The 13,121-nt window shown below is 72.2% G+C and carries 11 protein-coding genes; 5 read left to right on the top strand and 6 right to left on the bottom strand.

The window, feature by feature from the left end:
• Positions 1 to 352 precede the first annotated feature (352 nt).
• Together AB0F82_RS28825 and AB0F82_RS28820 are read right to left on the bottom strand one after the other, a co-directional pair.
• Positions 353 to 655, bottom strand: a complete 303-nt coding sequence (locus tag AB0F82_RS28825; RefSeq protein WP_030825287.1) for a hypothetical protein — start codon at positions 653 to 655, stop codon at positions 353 to 355.
• A 113-nt stretch (positions 656 to 768) separates the two neighbouring features.
• Complete coding sequence (locus AB0F82_RS28820; protein ID WP_362632534.1) at positions 769 to 3,126, bottom strand: immune inhibitor A domain-containing protein; 2,358 nt, start codon at positions 3,124 to 3,126, stop codon at positions 769 to 771.
• Positions 3,127 to 3,614: 488 nt separating this feature from the next.
• On the opposite strand from AB0F82_RS28820, the gene AB0F82_RS28815 reads away from it, so the two are divergent.
• Positions 3,615 to 3,911 (top strand): hypothetical protein, encoded by a 297-nt coding sequence (locus tag AB0F82_RS28815; protein WP_362632532.1) that lies wholly within the window; start codon positions 3,615 to 3,617, stop codon positions 3,909 to 3,911.
• Between the two features lie 123 nt (positions 3,912 to 4,034).
• On the opposite strand, the gene AB0F82_RS28810 is transcribed toward AB0F82_RS28815, so the two are convergent.
• Together AB0F82_RS28810 and AB0F82_RS28805 are read right to left on the bottom strand one after the other, a co-directional pair.
• Positions 4,035 to 4,760, bottom strand: coding sequence for an RDD family protein (locus AB0F82_RS28810; RefSeq protein ID WP_362632530.1), 726 nt, complete (start codon positions 4,758 to 4,760; stop codon positions 4,035 to 4,037).
• A 232-nt stretch (positions 4,761 to 4,992) separates the two neighbouring features.
• Positions 4,993 to 6,525, bottom strand: coding sequence for an RDD family protein (locus tag AB0F82_RS28805; RefSeq protein ID WP_362632528.1), 1,533 nt, complete (start codon positions 6,523 to 6,525; stop codon positions 4,993 to 4,995).
• A gap of 258 nt (positions 6,526 to 6,783) precedes the next feature.
• Between AB0F82_RS28805 and AB0F82_RS28800 the strand changes: the two genes are divergently transcribed.
• Positions 6,784 to 7,263 carry an SsgA family sporulation/cell division regulator gene (locus AB0F82_RS28800; protein ID WP_362632526.1) on the top strand — a complete coding sequence of 160 codons (480 nt, stop codon included), beginning with the start codon at positions 6,784 to 6,786 and terminating at the stop codon, positions 7,261 to 7,263.
• A 98-nt stretch (positions 7,264 to 7,361) separates the two neighbouring features.
• Here the strand turns inward: AB0F82_RS28800 and AB0F82_RS28795 are convergent, their stop codons facing one another.
• Entirely contained in the window at positions 7,362 to 8,744 is a 1,383-nt protein-coding gene (locus AB0F82_RS28795) for an FAD-binding oxidoreductase (protein ID WP_356815169.1), read from the bottom strand.
• 96 nt (positions 8,745 to 8,840) lie between these two features.
• Here AB0F82_RS28795 and AB0F82_RS28790 point away from each other — a divergent pair, with 96 nt between their 5' ends.
• Positions 8,841 to 10,355, top strand: coding sequence for a tetratricopeptide repeat protein (locus tag AB0F82_RS28790; protein ID WP_362632523.1), 1,515 nt, complete (start codon positions 8,841 to 8,843; stop codon positions 10,353 to 10,355).
• Between the two features lie 291 nt (positions 10,356 to 10,646).
• On the opposite strand, the gene hppD is transcribed toward AB0F82_RS28790, so the two are convergent.
• Positions 10,647 to 11,792, bottom strand: coding sequence for a 4-hydroxyphenylpyruvate dioxygenase (gene hppD / locus AB0F82_RS28785; RefSeq protein WP_356815167.1), 1,146 nt, complete (start codon positions 11,790 to 11,792; stop codon positions 10,647 to 10,649).
• A 141-nt stretch (positions 11,793 to 11,933) separates the two neighbouring features.
• Between hppD and AB0F82_RS28780 the strand changes: the two genes are divergently transcribed.
• Complete coding sequence (locus AB0F82_RS28780; protein ID WP_362632521.1) at positions 11,934 to 12,416, top strand: Lrp/AsnC family transcriptional regulator; 483 nt, start codon at positions 11,934 to 11,936, stop codon at positions 12,414 to 12,416.
• Between the two features lie 62 nt (positions 12,417 to 12,478).
• Positions 12,479 to 13,117, top strand: coding sequence for a helix-turn-helix domain-containing protein (locus AB0F82_RS28775; protein WP_436842177.1), 639 nt, complete (start codon positions 12,479 to 12,481; stop codon positions 13,115 to 13,117).
• The last annotated feature ends 4 nt before the right edge of the window (positions 13,118 to 13,121 follow it).

Here is a 13,121-nt window from a genome sequence, read left to right as displayed (position 1 = left end):
ATCCGCAGCGAAAGAGGCCTCCGCTGGGGCGGCAGACCCCTACCCACCGCGGCCTGACCACCCAACCCGGCGAACCTTCCCGGTCACAGCACTAGGTCGTGCCGTCAAAGTCCCGCCTGGCCGGTGGGGCCTGCCCCGCCCTTCGGACGGCCGACGCCACTTTGACGGCACTCCCTGGGCTCCGAGACCCGGCCGCACCCCGAGGGGGTGTCCTGTCGATCGGGCCGGATCAGGGAACGGCGCATGGCGCCATGGGGCCTCCCCGGGACCTCAGGGCCGAGGGCGGGGCCGAGGACGACGCGGCGAGGCGCGGTGCCTTGCGCCGCGAGCCCGCATGACGGCCAGGCGCCCCCTAGGTGCCCAGCAGGGCCCGGATGGGGTGCCAGAGCTCCTGTGCCCGGTCGGGTGCGCCGCGCCACAGCAGGCCGTCAGGATGGTGCAGGACGGCCGTCACCTCGTCGGGTGTGGGCGGCTGCGCGTTGCCCCGCAGGTACACGGCCCGCATGCCGAGGTTCCGCAGCCTGGTCAGGGCGCGGGCCCGGTTCGCGGCGTGCACCAGCACGCGGACATTTCCGCCCTCACCGGACGGCCTCGGCAGCGTGAGCGCAACGACCACGCTGCCGCCTGGCAATCTGACGAAACCTCCACCGGGCATGGCTGCCATCTCCCCCGTCAATAAGAACCTCGTACCGGGGCATCTAAACGCGATCGGCCGCCGCCCGCTAGAGGGCGACGGCCGATCATGCTTTGACCTGCAGATTTACCGGATTACTTCTTCGAGGGGCCAACCTCGACGGTCATGACCTCACCGTCGTAGGTCTCCTTCAGGATCTTGATCTTGGTGTTGGTGTCAGTGACCTTCACCGATCCGGTCGGGTTCTCGTCGGAGTAGTACTTGCCCGGGGTGCGGTCGTCGAAGACCAGGTTCGCGGGCTTCGGCTTCAGGAACAGCGACTCGCCGTTCTTGTGCAGCGTGAACGCGTCCGTGGAGTACGCGCTGAAGGCCGCGTCGTACGGCTGGATCTTGTTCCGCAGCAGGGTGCCGTCCGCCCACTTCATGGGCTTGGCGTTGGCGTCGATCGGCAGGATCAGGCCCTGGCCCGGGTGGACGCTGGTGTTGTTGTCCTTCTGGCTGGTGTCCCACTGCCAGATGAGCAGACCGTCCTGGTACGGGTAGTGCTCGACCCAGTCCGGCTTGGTGTTGCCGAAGCCGAAGTTGTACGGGCCCACCTTGAGGGTGGAGTCGTACGACACGTAGCGGCGGTTCTCGGCCAGGTAGTACTGCGCGTACTCCTTGGTGAAGCCGGCGCCGATCCGCGAGAAGCCCTTGCCGGTCCAGCCGTTGTCGCCGTTCTCGGCGCCGTCGGTGAACAGCGCGGAGCCGTCCGCGGTGATGGTGAGGGCGTCGGCCGTGAAGCCCTTGCCGCCCGCGCCGCCGTCCGTCTGGTAGCGGAAGCGGAGGTCGACCTTCTTGCCCGCGTAGGCGTCGAGCGGGAAGTTGAGGTTCTTCCAGGCGCCCGAGACACCGGTGAGCGACGGGCTGCCGGAGGCATCGGCCGGGATGGCCGTGCCGTCGGCGGTGCCGGCGAGGGCCGTCCAGGTGGCGCCGCCGTCCGTGGACACCTCGGTGTAGAGGTAGTCGTAGTCGGCCTCGATGTCCCACCAGCCCTTGAGGGACAGGGCGGCGGACGACTTGCCCGTCAGGTCGACGGAGCGGGTGAGGGTGTTCTTGAGGTCGTCACCCATGTTGCTCCACCACTGGGTGGAACCCTCGGCGGGCGCGACGACGTCCGTCTGGACCTTCTTCTTCGGCAGTTCGACGACCAGGGCCTGCTTGTCCTTGGTGTTGAACTCCGACACACCGAGCTTGTGGGTGGACTTCGTCGCGGCCTTGGCCGTGTCGTAGTTCAGCCAGCCCAGCTGGAGCTTGTCCCAGGCGGTCATGTCGCCCGGCATGTCGCCTATGGAGTCCTTGCCGGTGCCGAGCCAGGAGCCGGCCGACATCAGGGACCAGAAGCCGACGCCGTTCTCGCCGCCACCGCTGGTGTCGTAGAGGTCGGGCAGGCCGAGGTCGTGGCCGTACTCGTGGGCGAAGACACCGAGGCCGCCGTTCTCGGGCTGCATGGTGTAGTCGCCGACCCAGATGCCGGAGTTGCCGATCTGGGTGCCGCCGGCCTTGTTGTTGTCCGGGCCGGTCTTGCCCGCGGCGGTGCCGTAGGCGTACCAGCGGTGCGCCCACAGGGCGTCGGGGCCCTGCACGCCGCCGCCGGCCGACTCGTCCTCGCCCGCGTGGACGATCTGGAAGTGGTCGATGTAACCGTCGGGCTCGTTGAAGTTGCCGTCGCCGTCGAAGTCGTAGCGGTCCCACAGGTCGTACTGGGCCAGCTTCGCCTTGATCTCGGCGTCGGTCTTCCCGGCCTTCTTCTGCGCCTCGACCCACGCCGTGACGCCGTCCTTGACGGTGTCCCAGACGTTGGAGCAGTTGGACTGGCCGCAGTAGTTGGAGCCGTAACGGGCCTCGTTGTACGGGACCTTGACCCAGTCGGCGACCTCGCCCTCGACCGAGTAGCGGCCCGAGGAGGTCTTCTCGTAGTACGTCTTCAGGGAGTGCTTGCCCTCGCCGCTGGCGAAGTACAGGTCCTGGAAGTACTCACGGCTGAAGTCCTTGCGCCAGGCCGTGCTGTTGTCCTTGGCACGGTCGGGCTGCGCGATCGTGTTGTGCATCGGACCGGGCGTGCCACCGTACTTCGGCACGGCCGGCTTGGGGCCGGGACCGTCCGGGTCGTGCATGGTCGTGCTGTCGACCTGGTCGCCGAACTCGACGAGGATCGTGAAGATCTTGTCGGTCTTCTCGCGGCCGAGCTCGACGTACTTCTTGTCGTCGAGCTTGACGACCTTGGAGGCGCCGCGCTGCTCGACGCCCTTCTTGCCCTGGAGGACCTGGTCCAGGGCGGCCTTGCGCTGCTGGGCCTGCTGCTCGCTGAACGGGCCCTTGAGGTCGTGCTCGACGACCTTGGCAGGAGTGGTCGGGTCCTGCCGGTCGGCCACCGGGGCGGCCGGGGCCTTGCCCTCGGCCTGGGCCGCGGTGACGGTGAAGAAGGTTGCACTGGTCGCACATGCGGCCATGGTCACGGTGACGGCGGCAGCGCGAATCGCACGCCGTCTGGCGGAATTGCTGGTCACTTGATGTCGTTCCCCTCCCGCGGCCGCAACGTCTGAGTTCGGAACTTCTCCATAGGAGCGGGGGGTTCCGCGCGGCGCGCGTCTCAAGTGACGACATTTGACCGGAGAGACGCGAGAAAAGACAGACCTTGACTTGAACCTTACAACTGCACTATGCGGTCAGGGAGTTCCGCTATCCGGACGTTCCCCTGCCATATGGGGCGAAGGGCGCTTCCCGACCCCGATACGGGTCCGTACCGTCCCCTTTCTCCCCCTAGCCGGGCCCCTACCCGGGCGCGAAAAGTGACCCCGTGCGCCCCCTGTGCTCCGGCACCGTGTGTTAGGTCACGCTTACCGGCGGCTCGCCCCGGGCATCCCCGTCTTAGAGTCACTTGACGCGCGACGTTGGTTGAGCCGACTCCCCCTCCCCCTCACCGAGGACGGATATCGCCATGCCGCGTCCGACTGCCGCACAGCTCGCGTACGGGTCCGCCACGGTCATCGTGTCGACGATCGCCATGCTGCTGCTCTCTCAGACGAGCACCGGGCTCGGCGTCGCGGTCATCTCCGCCGCCGCGCTCGCCCTGGGTCTGCTCGTCGCCCTCACCGCGCCCGTTCCCAGGCGCCGCGGCCGCCACGCGGCCCGTACGGGCGCCGCCGCGCCGACCGCGTCCGCCGCGGGGGCGACGCAGGACGCCCGGGTGCCCGACCCCCGGACGGCATCGGCCGAACACCCCGTCCACCACTGAGACTTCGCACCCTCCGCCGGTGCACGACGCGACGCGGGCGGCCTCCCTCGGGGGGAGGCCGCCCGCGTCGCAGGCGTGCGTTGCGCGCGTGTGCGCGTGCGGTCCGCCGTGACCTGGGGCCGCCTAGGCCTGGACCACCACGGTCTTGGCCGCCTTGTCGTGCAGGCCCTGTTTGTACGGCTTGTCGACGAGGATGGAGATGATCAGCGCGATCGGCCACAGGCAGAAGCAGCAGATCAGGGTCGGCAGCCAGAGCACGGCGGCCCGGGTCAGGGACGTGCCGGAGTTCGGCACGGTGCCGTCGTTGAGCATGGCGACGCGCAGGCCCATCGCCTTCTTGCCCACCGTCTTGCCGTCCTTCTTGGTGAACCACCAGTCGTAGCCGAGGTAGGCGACGATCGAGATCAGGGTCATCAACAGACCGCTGCCGCTGTACGACTTGGTGAAGACCTCGCTGACGTCCTCGCCCCGGTCGGTCTCGACCATGTAGCGGTTCGTGCCGAAGGCCAGCTGGATGAGGAACAGCGGGACGGCGACGATCACCACGTCGATGACGCGCGCGGCGAGCCGCTTGCCGAAGTCGGCGAGCGGGGGCATGCCGGCCAGCGGGTCGGGCATGCCGTAGCCGCCGCCCCCGCCGTACGGGTCGCCTCCACCGCCGTACGGGGGCGGAGGGGGCGGATATCCCCCGCCGCCGGGGCCCGGGCCGCCCGGGGGCGGCGGTCCGCCGCTTCCGGGGGGCGGCGGTCCGTACGGCGAACCGCCCGAGGGAGGTGTCGGTTCCTCGGGCTTCTTGCGGAACGGGTCTTCCTCGGGCGGCTGGCCCGGCGGCGGCTGGTCGGTACTCATGGCCCGAGTCGAACCCGGGTCCGCCGCGCCCGCAACGGAACCGCGTCCATTCGTGGCTGGACACCCGGTAAGGGCTGTCCCGTGATCCCCGGTAATTCAGCGCGCGGCGTCGGATGCGGTGCACCGCAAGGCGCAGGAGCGTCCTGATACGGGGCCGTATCCGGGCGTTCCGACAACGCGGCGGGGTGCAGTGGCTGCCGTCGTGCGCCCGCCGGGGATTGCGGGACAGCCCTTAGCGGGCCACATACGTCTTGGCCGCCTTGTCGTGCCAGGCCTGTCGGCGCGGGCGGTTCACGAGGCACCAGAGGCTGCCGGGCAGGCCCAGGAAGGCGTACACGAGCCAGCGGCGCAGGGCGGCGCCGAAGGACGGCGGGCGCAGGGTGGCGGTGGCCAGCACGCGGACGCCCAGCAGCTTCTTGCCCGGGGTGCGGCCCCAGCGGGCGGTGGGCAGCACCTCGTAGAAGAGGCCGAAGAGGAGGACGGCCCCGAAGACCGTACCGAGGCTGCCGGCGATGGTCTGGTCGAGCAGCCAGACGGTGGTGGTGCGGCCGCTCGCCCGGGCCGCGTCGACCTTGGCCTGGACGTGGGCGGTGGCCCCGGGCAGGAGGGGCAGGGCGACGGCGGCGGCCACGGCGCCGAACACGAGGGAGTCCAGGGCCCGGGCGAGGGTGCGGCGCACCAGCCCGGCGGGGCGCACGGCCCGTTCCGCCATCTGCTCGAAGACGGCCCGGGGGGTTCCGGCGCGGCCGGTACGGGCGCCCGGGCGGGCCTCCTCGGATCCGCGCGGCTCCCAGCCCCGGGCCTCCGGCTCCGCCGGGGCGGCGTCCGCGGCGGGCTGCGGCACCTTCGGGCGGACGCCGTCGGGCCGGGGCTCCCACACCTCGGGCCGGGCGGGCGCGGGGGCGCGCTCGGCAGCCGGGGCGGGCGTGGGAGCGGGGGCCGGGACGGGGGCCGGGGCGGGGGCGGGGGCGGGGGTGGGGGCCGCCTCGGGCCAGGAGGAGGTGACCCCGGAAGGGCCGGTGCCGCCCGCTCCGGGGGCGTCGGGCCATGCGGGGGCCGCCGGGGCCACCGGGGCCTGCGCGGCCGGGGAGCGCGCCGACAGGATGCCCTCGGAGGACTGCGCGGGGCGTCTCGCGGGCGCCGCCGCGGAGGACGGCGTACGGGCCAGGGAGATCCCCGCGGGCCGGGCCGGCGGCTGCCCGGGCCCGGGCGTGGGAGCAGCCGCGGGCTCGGGCGCGAGGGCGGGTGCGGGCGCGGGCACAGAAGCAGGCGCGGGCTCGTGGGCGGGGGCGGGGGCGGGCTCCGCATCGGCGTCCTGCGGGCTGCCCCACGACACCCGGCGGTCGCGGGGCCCGCCGAAGCCGGCCTGGTGCACGGGGTCGGCCTGCCACACCGCCGGTACCGGCGCTGCCACGGGCGCCGGCGCCGCAGCCGGCGCGGGCTCCGGCGCGGGCTCCGGCAGCGCCTCGGTCACGGAGGTCTCGTCCAGGAAGACCGGCCCCGTCTCGTCGGCGCGGACGGCGGGCGCGGCGAGGGGAGCCTGGGCGGTGAGCGGGCGGACCGGAGCGGGGGCGGGCGCGGGAACGGGCGCGGGCGCGGGGACGGGCGCGGGCGCGGGGACGGGCGCGTGCGCCGCCGGGGCAGGGCGGCTCGTACCCGGGACCCAGGCCGCGCCGTTCCAGTACCGGATGTACCCCGGGATGGACGGATCCGGGTAGTAGCCCTCGCGGGCCGCGTGCTCGCCGTCACCAGGGGAGGCCGTCATGTCCCCAACTCCGATCGTGGCTTGAGGCTTGTGCAAGGGGAGGACCATAGCCAAGAACCGTGGGCCGACAGGTCCGGTAACGGGAGAATCCAAGCCATTGAGCGAACGTCACTCCATACGACGGTTTTCGGTCAGCCGACAGGAATCGGCCAATCTTGCGCTCGTCGCGGGCAGTCGCGTCATACCCGGGCACACGGGAGCTCTCTGCGGGTGTGGGGCGCCATCCGGCGCCACGCACCGAACCGAAGTGAGGCAGTCATGCACCACCCCGTCATCGAGCGCGAGCTGGAACTGCAGCTGGTCCTGTCACCCGAGCGCAGCATCGCCGTGCCCGCACGCCTGCTCTACCTCACGGAAGACCCGTACGCCGTCCACGTCACCTTCCACGCCGGCTCGGACGCCCCTGTCCACTGGACCTTCGCCCGCGAGCTGCTCGTTGAGGGCGTGTTCCGCCCGTGCGGTCACGGCGACGTCCGGATCTGGCCCACGAAGGTCGACAACGAGGCCGTGCTCTGCATGGCGCTCAGCTCGCCCGACGGCGACGCCCTCCTGGAGGCCCCGGCGCTGTCCGTGTCGGCCTGGCTGGAGCGGACCCTGCGCGTCGTCCCGCCCGGCAGCGAGTCCGAGCGGCTCGGTCTGGACGCGGCGCTGGCCGAGTTGCTCGCCCCGACCCCGGCCGACGACCTGTGGCTGCGCGACCCGTGGCCGTCGGGCGAGTCGGCGGACGGGGACCTGTGATGACGAACGGCCCCTGGACGCCGCGCGGTCCGCGCAATCCGCGCGGGCGCCGGATCGCGCGCACCCTGCGGAATCCGAGCGGCCTGCGCCTCGTACGGTCAGAAGAGCTTGCCGGGGTTGAGGAGCGCCAGTGGATCGAAAGCCTGCTTGACGGCGCGCTGCATCTCCAGTCCGACCGGGCCGAGTTCACGGGCGAGCCATTCCTTCTTCAGCACGCCGACGCCGTGTTCGCCGGTGATGGTCCCGCCGAGGGAGAGGCCGAGTCCCATGATCTCGCCGAAGGACTCGCGGGCCCGCCGCGTCTCGTCCTCGTCGGCGGGGTCGAAGCAGACGATCGGGTGGGTGTTGCCGTCGCCGGCGTGGGCGCAGACGCCGATGAGGAGGCCCTGGGCGCGGGCGATGGCGGCGGTCCCGTCGAGCATCTCCCCGAGCCGGGAGCGCGGCACGCACACGTCGTCGATCATCGTGGCGGGCCGGAGCGCCTCCAGGGCGGGGAAGGCCATCCGGCGGGCCTGGAGCAGCAGTTCCGACTCCGCCTGGTCCTCGGCGGGCACGACGGCGGTGGCTCCGGCGGCGGTGCACAGCTCCCCCACGGCGGCGAGGTCCTCGGGGGCGTGCGGGGTGTCGAAGGCGGCGAGCAGCAGCGCCTCGGTGGCCTCGGGCAGTCCCATCCTGCCGAGGGCGTTGACGGCGTGGAGGGTCGTACGGTCCATCAGCTCCAGCAGCGAGGGGGTCAGCCCGGCCTCCATGACGGCGCACACGGCCTCGCAGGCGGCTGCGACGGAGGGGAACTCGGCGGCCAGGACCAGTTGCCGGGGCGGCGCCGGCCTGAGGGCGAGGACGGCTTGGACGACGATCCCGAGGCTGCCCTCGGAGCCGACGAAGAGCCGGGTGAGGTCATATCCGGCGACGCCCTTGGCGGTGCGCCGGCCCGTGCGCAGCAGGCGCCCGTCCGCGAGGACGACGTCGAGGCCGAGGACGTATTCGGCGGTGACGCCGTACTTGACGCAGCACAGGCCGCCCGAGGCGGTGCCGATGTTGCCGCCGATGGTGCACTGCTCCCAGCTGGAGGGGTCGGGCGGGTAGTACAGGCCCCGTTCGGCGACGGCCCGTGAGAGGACGGCGTTGACGACGCCCGGTTCGACGACGGCGATCCGGTCGACGGCGCTGATCTCCAGGATCCGGTCCATCTTCACCAGGGACAGCACGATGCAGCCGTCGGTGGCGTTGGCGCCGCCCGACAGGCCCGTCCGGGCGCCCTGCGGGACCACGGGGATCCGTAGGGCGGTGGCGGTGCGCATGACGTGCTGGACCTGTTCGACGGTCCGGGGCAGGACGACGACCGCCGGGGTGCCGGCGGCGCAGAAGCTGGCCATGTCGGTGGCGTAGGAGGCGGTCACCTGGGGGTCGGTGAGCAGGGCGTCGGCGGGGAGGCCTTCGAGGAGGCTCGCTCGCAGACGTGCGGAGAGGTCATCATCCATGGGGCCAGCGTGGCAGCCGGGGCCATCGGTGTGAACACGGCCGCGCACGTCTTCGGACACCCCGGCATGCTCTTCATATTGACGCACAGTGACCCCATGGACCGTATCGACGAGGATTCGCAGACGCCGGCGCCGCCCGTGACCTTCACCGGCCGCAAGACGCTCGTGGCCGCCGGGGTGGCGGTGGTCCTGATCGCCGGGGCCCTGTTGATCCGCCCGGCCCGGACCGCTGACGACGCGCGCCCGCCGGGGCCGAGCGAACGCGCCGCCGCGGCGGTGGCCATGGGTGCGCCCGCTTCGGCGACGGACGTGGTGGCGCTGGTGGCGGACCGGGAGAAGTGGGTGGCGTCGCACGCCGACGACGACGCCTCCTGGGCCGTGCTGGGCTCCGCCTACCTCGAACAGGCGCGGCGGACGGCGGACTCGGCCTGGTACCCGAAGGCGGAGAAGGCCCTGAAGCGGTCGCTGGAGGTGCGCCCGGTGGAGAAGGGCAACTTCGACGCGATGACGGGCATGGGCGCGCTGGCCAATGCCCGTCGGGACTTCGGGACCGCCCGGAAGTGGGGCGAGCTGGTACGGGCGCAGGCGCCGCGGCGGTGGACGGCGTACCCGGTGCTGGTGGACGCGTACACGGGGCTCGGCGACTACAAGGGCGCCCAGAAGGCGATGGAGCTGCTGCTGGAGCTGCGGCCGGGGCTGGTGGCGCACATCAGGGCCTCGCAGGTCTACCGGGACCGCGGCTGGCGCGAGGACGCGGTGGTGTCGATGGAGTCCGCGGCGGCCGCGGCGCAGGCGCCCGCGGAGAAGGCGTACGCGCTGTTCCGGCTCGGCGAGCTGTCCTGGGAGCGGGGTGACGCCGCGGAGGCGCTGCGGCAGTACGAGGGGGCGCTGCGGACGGATCCGGCACAGGCGGAGGCCCTGGCCGGCCGGGCCCGCGCGCTGGCGGCGCTGGGGCGCGGCGGGGAGGCGGTGCGGGACTACCGGATGGCGCTGGGGCGGACCCCGGTGCCGCAGCTGGCCCGGGAGCTGGGCGAGCTGCTGGAGTCGCTGGGCCGGGAGCAGGAGGCGCGCGCGCAGTACGACGCGCTGGCGACGATGGCGGTCCGGGACGGCGCGAACGGGGTGGACGCCGACGTGGTCCTGGGCCTGTACGAGGCGGACCACGGGGATCCGGCGGCGGCGGTGCGCCGGCTGTCGCAGGAGTGGGAGCGGCACAAGAGCATGCAGGCGGCGGACGCGCTGGGGTGGGCGCTGCACCGGGCGGGCGACCACACGGCGGCTCTGGAGTACGCGAAGAAGGCGACGGAACCGGGGCTGCGCAGCGCCGACTTCGCCTACCACCGGGCGATGATCGAGCGGGCCCTGGGCGACGAGGCGGGGGCGCGGCGACACCTGCAGGAGGCGCTGCGGACGAACCCGTACTTCTCGCCGGTGCGCGGGCCGCTGGCGAAGGAGGCGCTGGCGTCGATCGGGCAGCCGCCGCCGGGCGGCCCGGAGCACCTGCAGCCGGTCACGCCGTGGGTCGAGCCGGAGCTTCCGAAGCCCGACCCGAAGCCGGAGCCGAAGCCCGCTGCCAAGGCGGACCCGAAGCCCTCACCGACCGCCCGCTGACGAAACCCCGGCCCGCAGTCCGGCGGGCGCAGCCGGTCGGTGTGGCGCGGCCGCTCGTGCGGCCCGGTGTGCGAAAGGGCAGCGCGCCGCGTTTTGGCCCACTCCCCTCCGGAGGGCACCACGCGGCGCGCGCCCGACCCCGCGCACCGGGGCCGACGGCAGCCCTGGAGCGTGTCGTGCGGACCCCGTCGGCCGGGCCCGCGGTGCAGAGCGACGCGGGCCCGGCCGGGCCCGATCGGCACGCCCCAGGCCCCCGGCGCCGGCCGGGGGCCTGGAGGCACGTGCGCGACCTCAGAGGTTGCCGCGCTTCTCCTGCTCGCGCTCGATGGCCTCGAACAGCGCCTTGAAGTTGCCCTTGCCGAAGCCCATCGAGCCGTGGCGCTCGATGATCTCGAAGAAGACCGTCGGGCGGTCCTGCACCGGCTTGGTGAAGATCTGCAGCAGGTAGCCGTCCTCGTCGCGGTCGGCGAGGATCTTCAGCTCGCGCAGCTCGTCGATCGGCACGCGGGTGTCGCCGACCCACTCGCCGAGGGTGTCGTAGTAGGTGTCCGGGACGGAGAGGAACTGGACGCCGGCGGCGCGCATCGAGCGGACCGTGGAGACGATGTCGTTCGAGGCCAGCGCGATGTGCTGGACGCCGGGGCCGTTGTAGAACTCCAGGTACTCGTCGATCTGCGACTTCTTCTTCGCGATCGCCGGCTCGTTGATCGGGAACTTGACCTTCTTGGTGCCGTCCGCGACCACCTTGGACATCAGCGCCGAGTACTCGGTCGCGATGTCGTCGCCCACGAACTCCTTCATGTTCGTGAAGCCCATGACCTTGTTGTAGAAGGCGACCCACTCGTTCATGCGGCCGAGTTCCACGTTGCCGACGCAGTGGTCGATGGCCTGGAAGGTGCGCTTGGCCGGGGCCTCGACCATCGGCTCGACGGCGGCGTAGCCCGGCAGGTAGGGGCCGGTGTAGTCGCCGCGCTCCACCAGGGTGTGGCGGGTCTGGCCGTAGGTCGCGATGGCGGCCAGTACGACCGTGCCGTGCTCGTCCTTGACCTCGTAGGGCTCGTCCAGGCCGCGGGCGCCCTGCTCGACGGCGTAGGCGTACGCCGCGCGGACGTCCGGCACCTCGATGGCGAGGTCGATCACGCCGTCGCCGTGCTCGGCGACGTGCTCGGCGAGGAAGCGGCCGTGGTCGGTCGTCGCCTTGATGACCGAGGTCAGCACGAAGCGGGCGGAGCCGTTGGTCAGGACGTAGCTGGCCGTCTCGCGGCTGCCGTTCTCCGGTCCGGAGTAGGCGACGAGCTTCATGCCGAAGGCGGTCGAGTAGTAGTGCGCGGCCTGCTTGGCGTTGCCGACGGCGAAGACGACCGCGTCCATGCCCTTCACCGGGAAGGGGTCTGCCTCACGCGCGGTGTGCGGGGTGGTGTCGAGGGTCTCAGTCATGAGCGCAGAGTCCCGCCGATCCACAAGCTGCGCAATAGTTTCCTGAATGACTGTACAAACTGCCCAGCATCGCCGGAGGATGATTGAAGCATCTGTGCACTATGACCACCCACGAGCATGCGTGGGTGTCCGGAGGCTTTCATGGGCATCGACGATCTCGACGGCCGGCTCATCGTCCTGCTGGCCCGCGAGCCCCGGATCGGGGTGCTGGAGGCCTCGCGCCGGCTGGGCGTGGCCCGCGGGACGGTGCAGGCGCGTCTGGACCGGCTCCAGTCGAGCGGGGTCATCCGCGGGTTCGGCCCGCAGGTCGATCCCACGGCCCTCGGGTATCCCGTGACCGCCTTCGCCACGCTGGAGATCAAGCAGGGGCAGGGAGCCGACGTACGGGCCCACCTGGACGGGGTCCCGGAGGTGCTGGAGCTGCACACCACCACCGGTCACGGGGACATGCTGTGCCGGCTGGTGGCCCGCTCCAACGCCGACCTCCAGCGGGTGATCGACCGCGTCGTCGGCTTCGACGGGATCGTCAGGGCCTCGACGGCGATCGTGATGGAGAACCCGGTGCCGTTCCGGATCATCCCGCTGGTGGAGCAGGCCGCGGAGGACGACACCCGCGCCCAGTGATGCAAAGAGTTCTGTGCAAACAAATGCTTGCAGAGAAATCTTTGCATCACTAGAGTCGAGGCATGCCCGAGAGCCGTCCCCAGAGCCGCCCCGAGAGCCGTCCCGAGAACGCGCCCGCCGAGGGGCGGGAGCCCGTGGAGCCCACCCTCCGCATGCTCGACGCCCGCGCCCTGCGCGGCCTCGCCCACCCCCTGCGGATGCAGCTGCTGGCCGACCTGCGCCGGAAGGGCCCGGCCACGGCCTCCCAACTCGCCGAGCGTTTCGGGGAGTCCAGCGGATCCACCAGCTACCACTTGCGCCAGCTCGCCGCGCACGGCTTCGTCGAGGACGCGGTCGGGCACGGCAAGGGCCGGGAGCGCTGGTGGCAGGCCGCGCACGAGGGCACCGGCTTCGACGGATCGCTGATCCACGACGCCGACCCGGCCACGAGCAGCGCGGCCGCGGTCTTCCTGCAGGCCGTCGCCGCGAACCACACCCAGGAGGTCTCCGCCTGGATCTCCGAGGCCCAGACCCGGCTGGGCCGCTGGGAACCCGGCGCCGACCTCAGCGACTTCACCCTGCGGCTGACGCCCGGGCAGAGCGAGGAACTGGTCGGCCGGCTGCACGACGTGGTCAACGCCTACCGGGACCTGCCCGAGGCGGAGGACACCCGGACCGTCCGCATCCACACGCACGTCCTCCCGCGCGCCGCGTCCGAGTAGCGGC

The sequence above is a fragment of the Streptomyces virginiae genome (genome assembly GCF_040638905.1).
In the GTDB taxonomy this organism is placed as follows: domain Bacteria; phylum Actinomycetota; class Actinomycetes; order Streptomycetales; family Streptomycetaceae; genus Streptomyces; species Streptomyces virginiae_B.
Note: the sequence above shows the minus strand (reverse complement) of the source record. Positions and strands in the feature narration are given on the sequence as shown.